Genomic DNA, 17,359 nt, shown 5'->3' with positions numbered 1-17,359 from the left:
AATGAGTCTATCGTTATTTCACCTCGTTAGAGAACCCAAAATCAAATCGGATAAAAATCCGTTATTATTGTTATTACACGGATACGGCAGCAATGAAGAAGATCTGTTTTCATTTGCTTCGGAACTTCCGGACAATTATTATGTTATTTCTGCACGGGCACCGCATCCGATGCCGCCTTACGGAAATGCCTGGTATAGTATCCACTTTGATAGTGATGCCAATAAATTTTCGGATGACGACGAGGCGATCGAATCCCGCGCGCTTATTGCAAAATTTATCGATGAATTAATCGAGACCTACCCTATTGATCCGACAAAAGTTACTTTGGTTGGTTTTAGTCAGGGGGCAATTTTAAGTTATGCCGTTGCTTTATCCGATCCGGAAAAAATACAACGCGTAGTCGCTTTAAGCGGTTATATTAATCCGGCGATTTTGGCCGATGGTTATGCCGATAAAGCACTTTCAAAGCTTCAATTTTTTATTTCCCACGGAACAGTCGATCAGGTTATTCCGGTAGAATGGGCTCGAAAAGCCCCAGAATTTTTAAGAGCTTTGGGACTGGATGTTGTTTATAACGAATATCCGGTAGGACATGGTGTCGCTCCGCAAAACTTCTACGATTTTAAAAACTGGTTGCAACAAACCTTATAATAAACTAAAAAGTCCGGTAATCACCGGACTTTTTTATTGTTCGGGATTATCACTTCCCGTTACTTGTTTTTCTTCAGTTAAGGCACCTTTATATTTTACGATTCCTTTTTCGATCAGTTTTAAACCGTCACCGGTTTCCAATGTCCAACCTTCTCCGTGGTAAGGTTTACCTTCTTTTTCACGTGTCAGGATAACCGAATTGTTTCTGTCCGGCAAAAACAATTCCGCCCGATCACCATCTTTTTCGAAGGTTACAAATCCACTGATAATTGGTTCTTCGATTTCTTCTTCCTCGTCAACAGTAGTTTCTTTTACCGGATTTAGACGAAAACCTTCTTCGAACACACGAATACAATCATTTTTAAGTACCGACCAACGATAACCGGCAGAACCAACACATCCGTGTTCGTCTCTGTCGGTTCCTAAAACCATCGGTTTAGGACTCACTACAACTTCTTTTTCGTCATCGTGTTTTTTCATGATATAATCACAGGATACGAAAAGAAAACTGCATAAAAGTAAGGGCAATATTTTTTTCATGCTATTATCTTTTTGCTTCAAAACGGTTTCCAAAAAGGAAACCCTGTTGAAACTTTAAAGTTACAAAATAATCATATTATTGTACGGTATTGGCAAACAAAATCGCATCAATACGCTCGAAATCCGTAGGCTTATCTTCATTATGAAAATATTTTAACAGGACTTCTCCTCTAGCCGATCCGCTGTAAAAGTCGGCTATAATCCAACGGTGATTTAGTATTTTTATTTTACTGATAATAAATTTATTTCCGTTAATCGGTTCATAAGGTACCAAACGGTTACCGGTTTTGGCATCGTTAAGAGTTACCAGATCTTCTTTTACTTTGGCTGCGACTTTAGCCACATCATAACGCGAGAAATATTCCTGTGCATCGTCGTCAAAATCCAGAGAAAAATAATCGCTGTCATTTTTTTCTTCTTTCAGAGTATTGATGGAATCCCGAACTTTTGTGATACGGGTTTTGGCATTTTCAAGTTCTTGTCCTTGTGTTTTGAGGATTTTATTCGAGTTCATATACTGAAAAATATTAAACAGTAATGACAGGATAAAAAGATAGAGTATCGCTTTTTTCATAGTGGTTAAATTACAATTTCAAGGTTGTCATAGGCTAGGAATACATTTTCCGGCAGGGTTTGCTGCACTTCTTCGTGGAATCCCATATGATGACTGATATGCGTCAGATAGGCTCTTTCGGGCTCAATTAATTTGATAAACGCCAGTGCTTCTTCGAGATTAAAATGGGAAATATGCGGTTCGATCCGAAGTGCATTTACCACAAGGACTTTTAATCCTTTTAATTTTTCGATTTCTTCAGGGTCGATTGTTTTTACATCGGTCAGATAGGCAAAATCATCAATACGATAGCCAAATACCTGTAAATCGGCATGCCAGGCATTTACCGGAATTACTTTTTTACCGCCGATTTCGAAATCGGAATCCTTTTCCACTTCCGTTACCGTTACGGATGGCGCACCCGGATAGCGGTTTTCGGTTTCAAAAATATAATCGAAACGTCTTTTCAGACTTTCAATTACTCTTTTATGTGCATAAACTGGCATATCACCCTGTCGGAAATTAAACGGTCGGATATCATCTAATCCGGCCGTATGATCCGCATGTTCATGCGTAAACAATATACCGTCGAGTTTACGGCAATTGGCCGCTAGCATCTGTTGCCTGAAATCCGGACCACAGTCAATTGCATAGGCTTGGTCATCCCAGCTTAGCAAAGCGGAAACCCGTAATCGTTTATCTTTTATATCGCGGCTCAGGCAAACCGGATGATCACTTCCAATTATAGGAATCCCCTGTGAGGTTCCCGTACCCAAAAAATATACTTTCAAAGTAGTCTTCTTTTTTACAAAAATAAGAATCTCTCTTCTAAAATAATGAATACACCCTGTGTTAAAAAACAATAGTTTCAGAAATTTAGAGCCGATCCTAATAATAACGGGAGATGACAGCTTATCAAAATCATTTTAAAACTACACGTACAATAGTTCACATTTTATTTTACATTCCAGTAATCGGGTCTGACAAAACGACTTACTAAGCCACTAACAACACATAAACCCCAAAACCACTTGACTTTTTAGTTAAAATGTCGGATATTGCACTGCAAATCAATGACGATCATGAAAGATAAGGAGCAACCGGAAGAAAGTCAACCCAAAAAAAGAAAAGTATCGCAGGGTCCGATAAAGGAAAAAGCCCGAACGATGCAAAAACTTGTTGATGCAGTGGGAATTGTCCTGAAATCGGAAGGTTATACAGGTCTCACTATTGCAAAAATAGCAGCTGCTGCAGGTTTAGACCGTAAACTGATTTACGCGTATTTTGGTGATGTAAACAATCTTATTGAAACCTATATCAGGAAACGGGATTACTGGGCGAATTCGTATGACGATGATATCGTTCCAGACATCATCACACAAAATCACGTCAGCGTAACGGATGGTCAATATTTTCTGCAAGGTCATTTTAATGCATTTCTTGAAGACATCGAAATGCAAAAAATGATTCTTTGGGAACTTAGTGAAGTCAACCCACTTTTAATTGAAATTGCCGAATTACGAGAAAAAGTAGGCGAAGAACTATTTAAATATTCAGATCCCTATTTTGAAGGAACGGGTATTAATATGCGCGCCATAACAGCCATCATGATTGGTGGAATCTACTACCTTTCCTTACACGCCAAGACCAATGGTGTTACAATTTGCGGAATTGACGTCAATCAACCCGATGGAAAACAAGCCATTTTAGATGCGTTAGCACAAATTGTTGCTTTTGGCTATGAAGCTGCTGAAAAAACAAAAAAATAATTCTTAAAATACCTTTATACAGAAACCGCTTAGAAAAGCGGTTTTTTTATGCTTTTATATTTTTTATCGCTTTTTTCACTTTACACAACCTGATTTCACAAAAGGATTTTTAGATTAAATTATTTCTCAATTTGTTACAAAACACAACAAAATATCAATTTTAAAACGAAACCTATATTTTTTAACAATACAAAACCTATTAAAACAAAAATATAACCGTTTTTTCAATTCAAAATATCTAAAAAAATAGATTGATTTTTTAAAATATTCACATTTTGCACCATTAATTAATCTTTTGATAATGATAATTTAATAAAAATGAGGCTGAATTTATTATTTCCAAGACAAGCGATATATTTTTTCAATAGATTTGTTTTCAACTAATTATCAAAAAATTTTAATTATGAAAAAATTTATTTTGATGGCAGCAATGATTCTGCCTTGTGTATTTGCTTCAGCAGCAACTTCTGAAAAAGTAGCACCAAACGCGAATCCTTCAATTGAATTAACCAGCAACATGGTATTAGGCCAAACTGCTGATGAAGTTGGAGAAGCTATCTATTTAGGTGTTTACGATGTATACGTGGATGGTGTCTATATTGGAACTTATCACGTATATCTGGTAATCAACTAGAAATGTTCGCAAAGTGTCTGTTATTTTTATAACAGACACTTTCTTTTTTAGTCAAAAAATCATATTTTTGATTAAATCACACTAAAAGTTCCAAATTTAGAGTCCCTAAAAATTATTTCTATGAAACGTTACATTTTTATCCTACTAACCAGTATCGGCATGAATCAGACTATCACCGCACAAACCTCCAAAATAACGTACGAAGAACAGGCGAATATTGAGAACCAGTTAAAAAATGTAACCGATCCGGCAACACGCGAACGTGTATCAAAATACCTGTCTCAGGTTAAAACATTTACGCTATACTATAAAGATGGTATCTCATTGTATAACGAACAAAACGCAAATGACACTTCAGATAAAGACAGTGGATTAAGCGAAAGCAGCTCCAAATTCAAGACCGTAAACATTGGTAAGAAAAGTGGTGGCATTTATAAAAATCAAAAAACAAACGAATACCTACAGGAAGCCGATCTTTTAGGCAAAGCTTTCCTGGTTTCGGACAAACTGGATAAAATCAGCTGGAAGTTGATCAATGAAACCAAAAAAATTGGCGAATTTAACTGTAAAAAAGCCACTGCCGTTGTAAACGGTGAAAACGTTACCGCCTGGTATGCACCTTCACTTCCCATAAATGACGGACCAAAAGACTACTGGGGATTACCCGGATTAATTATCGATCTGACAACCGATACGAAAACGTATCATGCTATAAAAGTCGCATCGATAGCGCAATTTGACTTTGAAAAACCTTCTAAAGGACAAAAAATATCCAAAGAAAACTATATAAAAGACCGAAACGAAAAAGTTGATCAACTAAAAAGAGGAATGGGGAATGTGTTAAACCAGAACTAAATGATCCGAACTTTTTTTGTACTGCTTATTCTAGTTATACCCACGCTCCTAAATGCCCAGAACATTACCGGTATCCTAACCGACTACCAGTCAGAAAAGGGCATTTCCGGGGCAACCCTGCAACTCATCGATAGTCAGACAAACGCTACCATAAGCTATGTACTATCCGATGATAACGGGAAATTTACGCTGGCAATACCTCCGCCCGGGAATTATATTTTAGAGATCAATCATATCGCGTATGATCCGGAATTTCAACAAATAACCGTTTCTAATTCCAACCCTGAAATTCATCTTCCGATACAACTCAGAACGAAATCCAAACAACTTAACGAAGTAATCGTTCAAGGTTCGCGCGCAGCAGCACAGCAAAAAGGTGATACAATTCGCTACAACATCAATGCTTTTACAACCGGAAACGAAGAAAAGCTTAAAAACATTATCGAAAAACTTCCCGGCCTTGAAATCGACGATAACGGCAAAATAAAATCCCAGGGGAAAGTCATCGAAGAATTACTGATCAACGGTAAACCGTTTTTTGGTAAAAATCATAAAATGGCTACGGAAAATCTGAATGCCAAAATGATCGACGATATTGATTTGATCAACAATTATGAAACCTTTGGCGCCATAAAAGATATTGAAGGAACGAACAATAAAAAAGCGCTTAACATCCATATCAAAGAAGAATACCTTGGCAAAATAACCGGTGATATTGCCGGGCTATCGGCTTATGACGATCGGTATAAAGTGCACAGCAACCTGTTTCGGTTTATGCCCAAATTTAATGCCAGCGCTATTCTCGACAGTAATAACCTAGGCGAACAGGCGATTAGTCTTCGGGATTATATGGACATGGACGGCAACATCAAATCGGATATCCGGAACAACGACATGGGCAATCCGTTTTTTGGAGCGGGGAAAATTCCAAAGTTTCTGGTTGCTAACGAAAACAACGAAACCAGTCGTTCGCATACCGCGGCTCTTAACATCAGTGCCATGCCAACGGACAAGTTGAGCATTAATGCTTTTAGCATTTTAAATCATTCCCGTTTTACCGAGCAACGTCTGGTTGAAAAAACTTTTTTTAACACTGCCAATTCCCTACAATCTCAGGATGCTATTTCCGGTAAGATGAACTTTTTATTTAACCAGACTAAAGTAAATCTGGAGTACAAACCAAACAAAGATAACCTGATTAATTATTCAGCCATTCTGGATTCCGGTCATGATAAAGGGCAACGGGACACCGAAAGCATTCTAAACGGTCAGCCGCAGGATTTTGAAGAAAACAACAAAGCGATTAAACTTAATTTCGGACAACAATTGAGTTATGTTACCAAGCTCGCTCGTAATAAATTACTTTCAATCAACGCCTATCAGGAATTTAAAAAGCAGGACAACCGTTATGATTTTCTTTCCGACCAACAAACCTTGCTTCCACCCTATCAGCGGCTTGATCAGGAATATGTTTTTAATAGTAATGAAATCGGCGTTTTTAGCAAATACACGCAAAAAATCAGCAACCATGTGGTACGTGGCAATGCCGGTTTTGTATGGAATCGTTCGTCTTTAGAACTCCTGCAATCGGCATTAGTCACCGGTCAGCCGGAAATAAATCGAAACAGTAATTATGCCTTCGCCGACATATCGGTCAAAAAAGCCGTTTCCCTATTGCAATACAATGCCAAGTTGGAATTCCGAAATTATTTTTTACAGCCGTCTGATGCCACTAAGGCTTATCTGTTACCGTTTGTACAAGTAAAAATCGCTTTTACCGACTTGCATTACCTGAGTCTGAGTTATAACCGGAATATTAGTTTTTATGCCAGCGATGTCCAAAACAATTTTCTATATGCCGACGATTACCGGAATTATTACAACCCTAGTACCATCGTTTTCGAAAAACCATTCGAGCAAAATATTGTATCGCTCAACTATTTTAAATTCGACCTTTACAATGGCTTTTTATTTCTGGCCAATTCGTCCTATTCCCGGAATAAAAACGAAAATACCAGCAACAGTAGCAATGTCGGAAATTACAATTATATAGCCTATCGCAACGATGCCAGCGGTTATTCCTGGAACAATCTGATCAGTGTGGAGCAACGTATAAAACCGCTCAAATCCAAAGCAAAAGCGACATTTTCGTATTTGCTTACCGAGAGCTATAACTTTATAGGCGATCAGCAAAATGATTACCGAACCGATAATTTTATGGCGCGTTTTTCTTTGATCAGCTCTTTTAAAGACAGTTGGTTTAATTACGAAATCGGTAGTCAGTATTCGAATTATGAAACACAGTACAAACTGTTTAATAGTACGATTTACACGCGTAAATGGACACCGTTTCTAAACTTTAACGGTCAAATTAATGACAGACTGCTTTATAGACTGGACAATAGTCTGGAGCATTTTTCGACGACCGACAGTGACCGTCAGTTTTTTAAAACCGATTTTAAGTTGAGTTATAAAAAGCCGAAAACCCATTTTAAATACTGGGTGGAAGGCAATAATATTTTTAACATCAGTAATCCTTCCATAATTGCCACCAGTAATAGCAATAACAGTTTTAGCCGTGAAACCATCACCCGACTGGCTGGATATATCGGTTTCGGAATCGGTATGGAATGGTAATTCTCTTCCAATCATTTATTTTTTTCCGTTACATTCAATTATTTTTATTAATTTCACAGTAATGTGAAACATTATTCACAGTGTTCTGCCCCGCAAATTAATGGCATAACACGATTTATCCTCTTTTCGGTTTTTGATAATGCCGGCAGCAATGCCGGCTTTATTATAAAGTCGCAAAAAGTACCTGAATACTATTTTTCATCGTTTGAACAACGCTATTTTAACATTAAAAATAGAATTATTTAGCTTTTATTAGAGTCCCTATTTTGTTAACTTTGCACTATTATGGCATTTATGAAAAACACAGATAACGAAATTACACTTAAAGGCGACCGGGAAATTGAACACATTCCGGCCCTTAAAGAAAAGGCGCTCCGCATTAACCTTAATAAAAACATTTACGGGACATTTGCCGAAATCGGCGCCGGACAGGAAACGGTAAGGCATTTTTTCAGAGCCGGAGGTTCTTCCGGTACCATTGCAAAGGCAATGTCGGCCTACGACAAAGATTTCAGTGACGCAATTTATGGTGTGGAAGATGATGGACGTTATGTTACTGAAAGCCGCTTAAAAAAGATGTTATCCCACGAGATTCAACTGGTGGAAGAACGTTTAGGAAGAGACAAACACCCAAGCAAAATGTTCTTTAGTTATGCGAATACCGTAGCTACTATCGACTTTGCGAAACAATATAAAGGCCACGGATGGGTTGGTATCAAATACCAACTGGATCCGGAGGAAGACTATAACGAGATTATCCTTCACATCCGTTTTAAGGAAAGCGATTCAAGATTACAACAGGAAACTCTTGGAATTTTAGGTGTTAACCTTATTTACGGGGCTTTTTACAAATACAACGATCCAAAAAAATTACTGCGTTACCTATACGATCACCTGGACAAAGATCAGTTGGAAATTGACACAATCAATTTTTCCGGTCCGCGTTTTAAAGAAGTCGACAACCGATTAATGAGTTTACAGCTTGTTAAAAACGGAATGACCGATGCGGTGATGTTTGGTCCGGATGGTAATAACGTACTTCCGGCAACGATCCTATACCGTAAAAATATCCTGGCACTACGCGGAAGTTTCCGCCCGGTTACCAAGGTTAATATGGACATGTACCAGAAATCGTACGAAATGTTCCTTCAGGAGAAAAAAGTAGACAAGGATAATACGATGGTTATTTTCGAAATCACATTATCCAACCTACGTTCGGAAGGCGAAATCGACGAGCGTGACTTTATGGATCGCGCCGAATTGCTTTGTTCATTAGGACAAACAGTTATGATTTCGAACTTTCAGGAGTATTATAAAGTGGTGGAATATTTCTCCGAATACTCCAAAGCCCGAATGGGATTGGCCATGGGCGTTAGCAATCTGATTGATATTTTCGACGAAAAATACTACCGCCATCTTAGCGGTGGAATTCTGGAAGCTTTCGGTAAATTATTCTATCGCGATTTAAAAGTATTCCTGTATCCGATGGAAGACGAAGATGGAAATGTGATCACTTCACAAAACCTGAAAGTACACCCACGAATGAAAGAGTTATATAAATTCTTTGCCTACAACGGAAAAGTGGTTGACATTACCGATTTCGACAAAGACCACCTTAAAATCTTTTCCCGTGAGGTTTTAAAAATGATTCACGACGGACAAGAAGGTTGGGAAGAAATGCTACCGGAAGGAATTTCGGAATTGATCAAACGCGATCACCTGTTTAGTTGTGGTGATCAGCCGGAACTGGAACAACAATCCAATTAAATACATTGGAAAACAATCATAAAAAAACCTGTCGGATTTAAAATCGGACAGGTTTTCTTTTTTGGTTATTATTTTAAAATCTGATCGGCATGTGCTTTGGTTTTTACCTGATTACACATCAATTAAACACAAGTAGGTCGCAGAAATCACATTTTGAAAGCCTCTAAAAAAGAGGTATATTTGATTTATTTCTCATTAAGCATCAAAACAGACATCCCTAATAAATCTGCGCTAAGAAAAATTACACTTAGTAAAAAACACTAAATCATATGATTCGTCTAATCAATCACTCGTTATAAATGGATAATTTAGAAGAAAAATCGAATTTTATGTTCTACGCAACGGAAGACGGAACTATCAATATTCAAGTAGTTTTGTATGACGATACCGTTTGGGCTACGCAACGCTCCATGTCGGAAATTTTCGGCGTAGAAGAAAACACAATTACATACCATTTATCAAATATTTATACAGAAGGTGAATTAATTAAAAACGCAACTACTCGAAAAATTCGAGTAGTTCGATTAGAAGGAAATCGAAATGTTAATAGGGAACTTGATTTTTATAATCTTGATGCCATTATATCTGTAGGATATCGGGTAAACTCTGTAAAAGCTACCCGATTCAGAATTTGGGCGACTACCATCTTAAAAGAATATCTGATAAAAGGATTTGCTCTTGATGATGATCGATTAAAACAAGGTAAAGCTTTATTCGGCAAAGACTATTTCAATGAATTATTAGAAAAAATACGTGAAATACGTGCAAGCGAAAGACGTTTCTATCAGAAAATCACCGATATATACACCACAGCTGTAGATTATGATGTTAAAGCAAAAATTACGCAAACATTTTTTGCTACCGTACAAAACAAACTCAAATTCGCTATAACAAAACAAACCGCTCCAGAAATAATAAAGTCGAGAGCTAATGCTACCAAACCGAATATGGGACTTACAACATGGAAAAACGCCGGTACGTATGGTAAAATAATGCGGTCGGATGTTTGTACCGCAAAAAACTACTTAAATGAGGAAGAAATAACAGAGCTAAACATCTTAGTAAATATGTATCTCGATTATGCAGAATTACAAGCCAAAAGAAATAAAATAATGACCATGGCAGATTGGATTAAAAAGATTGATACCTTTCTAAATTTCAACGAATACGACCTTTTAAAGAATTCCGGAAAAGTACGAACAGAAGTAGCAAAAAGTTTTGCTCTGGAGGAATATGAAAAATTCAGAGTTATACAAGATCGTGAGTACAGGTCTGATTTCGACAAAGCCATTGAAAAAATAAAATCATCCAGAAAATTACCCTCGGAAAACACCATCAAAACATCAAATAAAAAAGACGATATACATAACGACAATCCAGATTCCTAATTTTATTACTTTTTAAATACTAAATAATGCTATAAAAATAAAGTAAAGGCTGTTTATTACAGCCCTATACTTTTAAATTATCTAAAAGAACAGTTCTATATTTATTCTCTTTATTTTAAAATCTGATCGGCATGTGCTTTGGTTTTTACCTGAGTGATCACATCTTCGATCACTCCTTCTTCGTTAATCACAAACGTAGTCCGATGGATTCCATCGTATTCTCTTCCCATAAACTTTTTTGGTCCCCAAACGCCAAAAGCCTGAATAACCGATTTATCCTCATCGGCCAGTAACGGAAACGGAAATTCATATTTATCTTTAAACTTTCCCTGTGCTTTGGCATTATCGGCACTCACACCTAACAACTCGTAATTATTCGCTTTAAAGCGTTCGAAATTATCTCTTAAATCGCAAGCCTCCGCGGTGCATCCCGGCGTATTGGCTTTGGGATAAAAAAACACAACCAGTTTTTTCCCTTTGTAATCGGCCAGTGTATGCGTTTTTCCATCCTGATCCACTCCTGAAAAATTCGGAGCCTTATCTCCTTTTATTAATGTCGTCATAACCGTATATTTGTTTTTATAAAAGTAGAAAAAATGACCAAAGAAGACAAAGTCGAATTTGTTATAAGAACGTTAAACGAAATCTACCCGGAAATTCCGATTCCTTTAGACCATAAAGATCCTTATACACTGTTGATTGCCGTATTATTATCGGCACAATGTACCGATGTACGCGTTAATCAGATTACACCTTTGTTATTTGCCAAGGCCGATAATCCGTATGATATGGTAAAAATGAGTGTCGAGGAAATCAAGGAAATCATACGTCCCTGCGGACTTTCACCGATGAAATCGAAAGGAATTTACGGTTTGTCGCAGATTCTGATTGAAAAACACAATGGCGAAGTACCTCAGGATTTTGATGCCCTGGAAGCGCTACCGGCTGTAGGTCATAAAACGGCCAGTGTTGTTATGTCGCAGGCATTTGGTGTTCCGGCTTTTCCGGTAGACACCCATATCCACCGATTGATGTACCGTTGGAACCTATCGAATGGAAAAAACGTACAGCAAACCGAAAAAGATGCCAAACGTATTTTTCCACGGGAATTATGGAACGATCTTCATTTGCAAATCATTTGGTATGGCAGGGAGTATTCGCCGGCCAGAGGATGGAATCTCGAAAAAGACATTATTACGCAAACCGTAGGACGGAAATCGGTTATTGACGAGTATTACAAAGCGAAAGTCAAATCCAAACTATAAAAAAACATCCCGATATTTACTATATCGGGATGTTCCTTAATTAGCAATAGACTCAAACGTCAAATCACCTACTTTGACAATAGTCAGCGCTTTTGAATAGCTGAGTAAAAAACTTATAGTTTCTTTTTTAGGTAACATTGTTTGACTTGCTGTTTTTTTCTTAGAGTAAAGTTTTGCCATATTTGCGATTTAGGATATACATAATAACGCAAAACAAACTCCAATATTGTTTAGTTTGTCAAAACTATTTGATTTTTTTCGATTACTTTTCTAAGATTCATTAACGCGTAGCGCATACGCCCTAAAGCGGTGTTGATACTCACTCCGGTTTGATCGGCGATTTCCTTAAAACTAAGATCCTGGTACATACGCATTACCAGTACCTCTTTCTGATCTTCCGGTAGTTCCTCGATCAGGCGTTGCAAATCTACTTCCACCTGTTCGCTGATGATTCTGTTTTCAACATTCGGACTGTTATCCGTCATGATTGAAAAAATAGAAAACTCTTCCGTTTCCCTGTGGTACGGCATTTTTTTGGATTTTCTAAAATAATCTACGATTAGATTATGGGAAATACGCATTACCCAAGGTAGGAATTTACCTTCTTCACTGTAATTTTTGGATTTCAGTGTTTTGATGACTTTAATAAAAGTATCCTGGAAAATATCTTCTGTTATTTCCCTGTCCATTACTTTAGAATAAATAAAGCCATAAATTTTGGACTGATGTCTTTCAATTAATGTAGCCAAAGCGGTTTCATCGCCTCCTACATAATTTTTCACTAAGACAGCGTCTGGAAGTACAACATTAGCCATAATAATACCTTTTAGTTTTTGGTTTGGAATTTTTGAGAAATTGTGTCTAAAAAGTATTTTTATCCTATAGGCAAATGTTAAATTGGGATTAATGTTAAGCCAAATATAACATAATTTTTTATTACAACACTAACGGATTTTAAAAATTAACATATTTTCCTGTAGTAAATCCCATCGTTTTTTAAAGAATTTTCAACGGTACCCCAGCTTTTACCGGGGTCTTACAACCGAAGGAACTTTTTTTCGGGAAACACAATATTCTATCGTAAAATGCTGTTTTTGCTTATCTTTGTATTCTATGAAAACTGACATTACCACACTGGAGCCCAAAAAAAATATTATCATAAAAGGGGCGCAATTACACAATTTAAAAAATATCGATGTAGCGATTCCGCGGAACAAACTGGTTGTGATTACCGGTCTGTCCGGTTCCGGAAAATCGAGTTTGGCTTTCGACACCTTATATGCCGAAGGACAACGCCGTTATGTAGAAAGTTTGTCTTCCTATGCCCGTCAGTTTTTAGGAAGGCTGGACAAACCCAAAGTGGAATACATTAAAGGAATTGCACCGGCCATAGCCATCGAACAAAAGGTGAACACCACCAATGCGCGTTCGACGGTTGGTACATCGACCGAGATCTACGATTATTTAAAACTGCTTTATGCCCGGATTGGAAAAACCATTTCTCCTGTTTCCGGCAGAGAAGTTAAAAAAGATACCGTGACCGATGTGGTAAACGAAGTCAAAAAGCTTCCGTTGGATAGCAAATGGATGCTATTGGCTCCGATTCACCTGGAAGAAGGCCGTAAACTGGAAGACAAATTAAAAGTTTTACTGCAACAAGGTTTTGCCCGTATTTTGGTGGATACCGAAATGGTACGCCTTGATGAAATTGATCAACATAGTTTAGATCATAAGGATGTACTATTGATCATTGACAGGATCATTGTAAAAGACGACGAAGAGTTTTTTAACCGTCTGGCCGATGCCGCACAAACCGCATTTTACGAAGGTAAAGGCGAATGTTATTTACAGGAACTCAACAGCGAAAAGCGCATTGTTTTCAGTAATAATTTCGAAATGGACGGTATCACCTTTTTGGAGCCTAATGTCCATTTATTCAGTTTTAACAACCCGTATGGTGCCTGTCCGAAATGTGAAGGTTACGGGAATGTAATTGGTATCGACGACGAACTCGTAATTCCAAATACGGCACTTTCGGTTTACGAAAATGCTATTTATCCGTGGCGAGGCGAAAGTATGGGTTGGTACCGCGATCAGTTGGTCAACAATGCTTATAAATTCGATTTCCCGATTCACAAACCGTTTTTCGAATTATCGGAAGAACAAAAAAGTCTGATCTGGAAAGGGAACCGCTTTTTTACCGGACTGGATGACTTTTTTCAGGAACTGGAAGAAAAGAACTATAAAATTCAAAACCGTGTGATGTTATCCCGTTACCGCGGTAAAACAAAATGTAACGTTTGTAAAGGAAAACGTCTCCGACCGGAAGCTAATTACGTACACGTAGGAGGCAAAACCATATCCGATCTGGTTGACCTTCCGATTAAAAATCTGATTGGATTCTTTAAAGAACTAACATTGTCCGAATATGACGAAAAAGTAGCCAAGCGACTGCTAATCGAGATCAACAACCGTTTGCGTTTTCTGGATGAAGTGGGCTTAAACTACCTAACGTTAAACCGAAATTCGGCTACCTTATCCGGAGGAGAATCGCAGCGTATCAATTTGGCCACTTCATTAGGTAGTAGCCTTGTTGGATCGATGTATATTCTGGATGAACCGAGTATTGGTTTACACCCTAAAGATACCGAACGTTTGATCAAGGTACTTGAAAACCTTCGCAACCTTGGTAATACGGTTATTGTAGTCGAACATGATGAAGACATCATGAAAGCTGCCGACATGATTATCGACATCGGACCGGAAGCCGGAACCTATGGCGGTCATTTGGTCGCACAGGGAACTTATGACGAAATCCTGAAAGCCGATTCGCTTACGGCACAATACCTAAACGGAAATATGGAAATCGCAGTTCCTAAAAAAAGACGCAAATTTAAAAACCATATCGATGTTATCGGTGCGCGTGAAAACAACCTTAAAAACATCGATGTTACCTTCCCGTTGGAATGCCTTACCGTAATCACGGGGGTTTCCGGAAGTGGAAAAAGTACACTGGTTAAAAAAATACTTTTCCCGGCCTTGCAAAAACAGCTGGAAGGCGTAGGTGAAAAAGCCGGTCAGTTTAGCGAATTAAAAGGGAGTTATTCGCATATCAAGCATATCGAATATGTAGATCAGAATCCTATTGGGCGGAGTTCCCGTTCCAATCCGGTTACCTATATCAAGGCTTATGACGACATCCGGGACTTGTTTTCCAAACAAGCTGTTTCGAAAATGCGAGGCTATCAGCCCAAACATTTTTCGTTTAACGTAGACGGTGGACGTTGTGAAACCTGTAAAGGAGAAGGTTCCGTGACGATTGAAATGCAATTTATGGCCGATGTACATCTGGAATGCGAAACTTGTAACGGAAAACGCTTTAAAAAAGAGATTCTTGAGGTAAACTTCGAAAATAAAAACATCGACGATGTGTTAACAATGACTATTGACGATGCTATTGCTTTTTTTGATCAGCATAAACAAACCAAAATCACACAAAAGCTACAACCCTTACAGGATGTAGGATTGGGTTATGTACAATTGGGTCAGTCGTCATCTACACTTTCCGGTGGAGAAGCACAACGGATCAAACTGGCTTCATTCCTGGTTAAAGGGGTTACCAAAGAAAAAGCGTTATTCGTGTTTGACGAACCGACAACCGGTTTGCATTTCCACGATATCAAAAAACTATTGGCTTCTTTTGATGCCTTACTGGACAAAGGTCATTCGATTATTGTTATCGAGCACAATCTGGATCTGATCAAATGTGCCGATTATATTATTGATATCGGTCCGGAAGGCGGTGAAAACGGCGGAAAACTAATTGCTTTTGGTACGCCGGAAGAAGTTGTCAAAAACAAAAACTCCGAAACCGGTAAATATTTAAAAGAAAAATTATAATCATAAAAAAAAAATCCCGTTTCAAATGAAAAGGGATTTTTTTATGATGGTATATTTAAACCTGACAGGTTTTGAAAACCTGTCAGGTTTCTCGTTTCAATCTATATCTATATCTATATCTATATCTATATCTATATCTATATCTATATCTATATCTATATCTATATCTATATCTATATCTATATCTATATCTATATCTATATCTATTCGATCACAATCTTTTTCGAAATACGGTGTTCTCCGGTTTCGAGTATTCCCATATAGATTCCTTTGCTTAGCTTACTGATATCAACCGATTCCAGCAATTTGGCATTAGCAACCTTTTGTTTTAACACTTGTTTTCCGTTAATATCCACCAAAGTAAAAACATACTCATTTACTTCCAGTTTTCCTTTGTTAATCGTTAGGTATTCTTTTACCGGATTCGGAAAAAAGCTTACATTAAAGTCTTTTTCAAAGGTATCGGTACCCAAACTTGCCGTAGTGGTTGCTTTGGCAAAATGTAAAGTCGCACCCGTAGCGGCTTTTGCCACATTATATACATATGTCGGATCCATATTTATCAATAAATCCTGAGTGGTATGTGCATGCGTTGTTTCGTTGGTTTCAAAAAAACCGGTAATAATTTCACCATTCGACTGAAAAGGCATATAATCGGATGCATAGGCATACGACAATTTGGTCTGCAAAGGCGAATACAGCTTAACACATTTGATCAACTCATTAGTAATCGTATTCGAGGCCGCATTATTGGCCGATGGATTTCCGGTATCTCTTTCGCAGGTAATGGTATTATTTAACATTCCGGCAACACCTCCTACTTCATCGATATTAAATACGAGTTTGATACTCATTTTTGGCGTTGTACCATTTACAATGGTGCTCACATAATTCTGACTACCTCTTAGTCCGTCTTCTTCTCCGCTGAAATTGATAAACTTAATCGAATATTCGGTCGGGATGTTTTGTAATAGTCGGGCGATTTCGAGTATACTCGTTACCCCGCTACCGTTATCGTTTGTACCTGTTCCGGTAATCGTATCATAATGTCCGCAAACAATTACATACGTATTCGGATAGACCGTACCGATTTTCGTAACGATCAGGTTTTTACAAGTCGCCCCAGAATAGGTAAAAGTGTCTTCCGACAATTGGCTTGCCGTATATCCGTAGCTCAGGTATTTATTTTTGAGCCATTGTAGCGTATTGGCCTGTGCCAAGGTTCCGCGGTACTTGACGCCCAGATTTTCAAACTCCGTGAGATTCGTCAGAATTCCGGATTGTGAAGCCTGGTTGACTACATTGGCATAGCTCTGTATATAGGTTTGGGCTTGGGTTGTATTCCCATATACAGTCGCCAGCAATGAAATCATTAAACTTTTAGTTAAGTTTTTCATTT

16 protein-coding genes are annotated in these 17,359 nt (G+C 37.9%); 9 read left to right on the top strand and 7 right to left on the bottom strand.

What is annotated here, in order from left to right; translation table 11 throughout:
- The first annotated feature begins 1 nt into the window (after nucleotide 1).
- Complete coding sequence (locus tag AAFN64_RS09505; protein ID WP_347760246.1) at nucleotides 2-652, top strand: alpha/beta fold hydrolase; 651 nt, start codon at nucleotides 2-4, stop codon at nucleotides 650-652.
- 33 nt (nucleotides 653-685) lie between these two features.
- Here the strand turns inward: AAFN64_RS09505 and AAFN64_RS09500 are convergent, their stop codons facing one another.
- The 3 genes from AAFN64_RS09500 to AAFN64_RS09490 form a co-directional block, all read right to left on the bottom strand.
- Complete coding sequence (locus tag AAFN64_RS09500; RefSeq protein WP_300485203.1) at nucleotides 686-1,192, bottom strand: hypothetical protein; 507 nt, start codon at nucleotides 1,190-1,192, stop codon at nucleotides 686-688.
- Between the two features lie 76 nt (nucleotides 1,193-1,268).
- Nucleotides 1,269-1,766: a hydrolase gene (locus tag AAFN64_RS09495; RefSeq protein WP_300485205.1), complete on the bottom strand. Its 498-nt coding sequence runs from the start codon at nucleotides 1,764-1,766 to the stop codon at nucleotides 1,269-1,271.
- 5 nt (nucleotides 1,767-1,771) lie between these two features.
- A complete protein-coding gene (locus tag AAFN64_RS09490; protein WP_347760245.1) occupies nucleotides 1,772-2,536 on the bottom strand; it encodes an MBL fold metallo-hydrolase in 765 nt (254 codons plus the stop codon).
- Between the two features lie 291 nt (nucleotides 2,537-2,827).
- Here AAFN64_RS09490 and AAFN64_RS09485 point away from each other — a divergent pair, with 291 nt between their 5' ends.
- The 6 genes from AAFN64_RS09485 (at nucleotide 2,828) to AAFN64_RS09460 (ending at nucleotide 10,795) form a co-directional block, all read left to right on the top strand.
- Entirely contained in the window at nucleotides 2,828-3,514 is a 687-nt protein-coding gene (locus AAFN64_RS09485; protein WP_347760244.1) for a TetR/AcrR family transcriptional regulator, read from the top strand.
- 403 nt (nucleotides 3,515-3,917) lie between these two features.
- Complete coding sequence (locus tag AAFN64_RS09480) at nucleotides 3,918-4,148, top strand: hypothetical protein (RefSeq protein WP_347760243.1); 231 nt, start codon at nucleotides 3,918-3,920, stop codon at nucleotides 4,146-4,148.
- A 120-nt stretch (nucleotides 4,149-4,268) separates the two neighbouring features.
- The gene (locus AAFN64_RS09475) at nucleotides 4,269-5,003 is read left to right on the top strand and encodes a GLPGLI family protein (RefSeq protein WP_347760242.1); all 735 of its coding nucleotides are present in this window, start codon (nucleotides 4,269-4,271) and stop codon (nucleotides 5,001-5,003) included.
- Entirely contained in the window at nucleotides 5,004-7,640 is a 2,637-nt protein-coding gene (locus AAFN64_RS09470; RefSeq protein ID WP_347760241.1) for a carboxypeptidase-like regulatory domain-containing protein, read from the top strand. It begins immediately after the preceding gene.
- A 294-nt stretch (nucleotides 7,641-7,934) separates the two neighbouring features.
- The gene (locus AAFN64_RS09465; RefSeq protein WP_300485220.1) at nucleotides 7,935-9,407 is read left to right on the top strand and encodes a TonB-dependent receptor; all 1,473 of its coding nucleotides are present in this window, start codon (nucleotides 7,935-7,937) and stop codon (nucleotides 9,405-9,407) included.
- Nucleotides 9,408-9,706: 299 nt separating this feature from the next.
- Complete coding sequence (locus tag AAFN64_RS09460) at nucleotides 9,707-10,795, top strand: virulence RhuM family protein (protein ID WP_347760240.1); 1,089 nt, start codon at nucleotides 9,707-9,709, stop codon at nucleotides 10,793-10,795.
- A gap of 110 nt (nucleotides 10,796-10,905) precedes the next feature.
- Here AAFN64_RS09460 and bcp read toward each other — a convergent pair whose 3' ends face one another.
- The gene (gene bcp, locus AAFN64_RS09455) at nucleotides 10,906-11,358 is read right to left on the bottom strand and encodes a thioredoxin-dependent thiol peroxidase (RefSeq protein WP_347760239.1); all 453 of its coding nucleotides are present in this window, start codon (nucleotides 11,356-11,358) and stop codon (nucleotides 10,906-10,908) included.
- Between the two features lie 33 nt (nucleotides 11,359-11,391).
- On the opposite strand from bcp, the gene nth reads away from it, so the two are divergent.
- Nucleotides 11,392-12,060 (top strand): endonuclease III, encoded by a 669-nt coding sequence (nth, locus tag AAFN64_RS09450; protein WP_347760238.1) that lies wholly within the window; start codon nucleotides 11,392-11,394, stop codon nucleotides 12,058-12,060.
- 36 nt (nucleotides 12,061-12,096) lie between these two features.
- Here the strand turns inward: nth and AAFN64_RS09445 are convergent, their stop codons facing one another.
- Together AAFN64_RS09445 and AAFN64_RS09440 are read right to left on the bottom strand one after the other, a co-directional pair.
- Entirely contained in the window at nucleotides 12,097-12,240 is a 144-nt protein-coding gene (locus AAFN64_RS09445) for a hypothetical protein (RefSeq protein WP_300485226.1), read from the bottom strand.
- Nucleotides 12,241-12,290: 50 nt separating this feature from the next.
- Nucleotides 12,291-12,875, bottom strand: a complete 585-nt coding sequence (locus AAFN64_RS09440; protein WP_347760237.1) for a sigma-70 family RNA polymerase sigma factor — start codon at nucleotides 12,873-12,875, stop codon at nucleotides 12,291-12,293.
- Nucleotides 12,876-13,173: 298 nt separating this feature from the next.
- Here AAFN64_RS09440 and uvrA point away from each other — a divergent pair, with 298 nt between their 5' ends.
- On the top strand, nucleotides 13,174-15,960 hold the full coding sequence (uvrA, locus tag AAFN64_RS09435; RefSeq protein ID WP_300485227.1) for an excinuclease ABC subunit UvrA: 2,787 nt from the start codon (nucleotides 13,174-13,176) through the stop codon (nucleotides 15,958-15,960).
- Nucleotides 15,961-16,163: 203 nt separating this feature from the next.
- On the opposite strand, the gene AAFN64_RS09430 is transcribed toward uvrA, so the two are convergent.
- Complete coding sequence (locus AAFN64_RS09430) at nucleotides 16,164-17,357, bottom strand: M28 family peptidase (RefSeq protein ID WP_347760236.1); 1,194 nt, start codon at nucleotides 17,355-17,357, stop codon at nucleotides 16,164-16,166.
- Between the last annotated feature and the right edge of the window lie 2 nt (nucleotides 17,358-17,359).

The sequence above is a fragment of the Flavobacterium sp. CAU 1735 genome (genome assembly GCF_039888695.1).
In the GTDB taxonomy this organism is placed as follows: Bacteria; Bacteroidota; Bacteroidia; order Flavobacteriales; family Flavobacteriaceae; genus Flavobacterium.
The sequence above is the reverse complement of the archived record's forward strand: the minus strand, read 5'-3'. Positions and strand labels throughout refer to the sequence as shown.

Bases quoted from the DNA above. Each gene is read 5' to 3' on its own strand.
- AAFN64_RS09505 (WP_347760246.1), top strand. From the start codon at position 2: ATGAGTCTATCGTTATTTCACCTCGTTAGAGAACCCAAAATCAAATCG.
- AAFN64_RS09500 (WP_300485203.1), bottom strand. From the start codon at position 1,192: ATGAAAAAAATATTGCCCTTACTTTTATGCAGTTTTCTTTTCGTATCC.
- AAFN64_RS09495 (WP_300485205.1), bottom strand. From the start codon at position 1,766: ATGAAAAAAGCGATACTCTATCTTTTTATCCTGTCATTACTGTTTAAT.
- AAFN64_RS09485 (WP_347760244.1), top strand. From the start codon at position 2,828: ATGAAAGATAAGGAGCAACCGGAAGAAAGTCAACCCAAAAAAAGAAAA.
- AAFN64_RS09480 (WP_347760243.1), top strand. From the start codon at position 3,918: ATGAAAAAATTTATTTTGATGGCAGCAATGATTCTGCCTTGTGTATTT.
- AAFN64_RS09475 (WP_347760242.1), top strand. From the start codon at position 4,269: ATGAAACGTTACATTTTTATCCTACTAACCAGTATCGGCATGAATCAG.
- AAFN64_RS09470 (WP_347760241.1), top strand. From the start codon at position 5,004: ATGATCCGAACTTTTTTTGTACTGCTTATTCTAGTTATACCCACGCTC.
- AAFN64_RS09465 (WP_300485220.1), top strand. From the start codon at position 7,935: ATGAAAAACACAGATAACGAAATTACACTTAAAGGCGACCGGGAAATT.
- AAFN64_RS09460 (WP_347760240.1), top strand. From the start codon at position 9,707: ATGGATAATTTAGAAGAAAAATCGAATTTTATGTTCTACGCAACGGAA.
- bcp (WP_347760239.1), bottom strand. From the start codon at position 11,358: ATGACGACATTAATAAAAGGAGATAAGGCTCCGAATTTTTCAGGAGTG.
- nth (WP_347760238.1), top strand. From the start codon at position 11,392: ATGACCAAAGAAGACAAAGTCGAATTTGTTATAAGAACGTTAAACGAA.
- AAFN64_RS09445 (WP_300485226.1), bottom strand. From the start codon at position 12,240: ATGGCAAAACTTTACTCTAAGAAAAAAACAGCAAGTCAAACAATGTTA.
- AAFN64_RS09440 (WP_347760237.1), bottom strand. From the start codon at position 12,875: ATGGCTAATGTTGTACTTCCAGACGCTGTCTTAGTGAAAAATTATGTA.
- uvrA (WP_300485227.1), top strand. From the start codon at position 13,174: ATGAAAACTGACATTACCACACTGGAGCCCAAAAAAAATATTATCATA.
- AAFN64_RS09430 (WP_347760236.1), bottom strand. From the start codon at position 17,357: ATGAAAAACTTAACTAAAAGTTTAATGATTTCATTGCTGGCGACTGTA.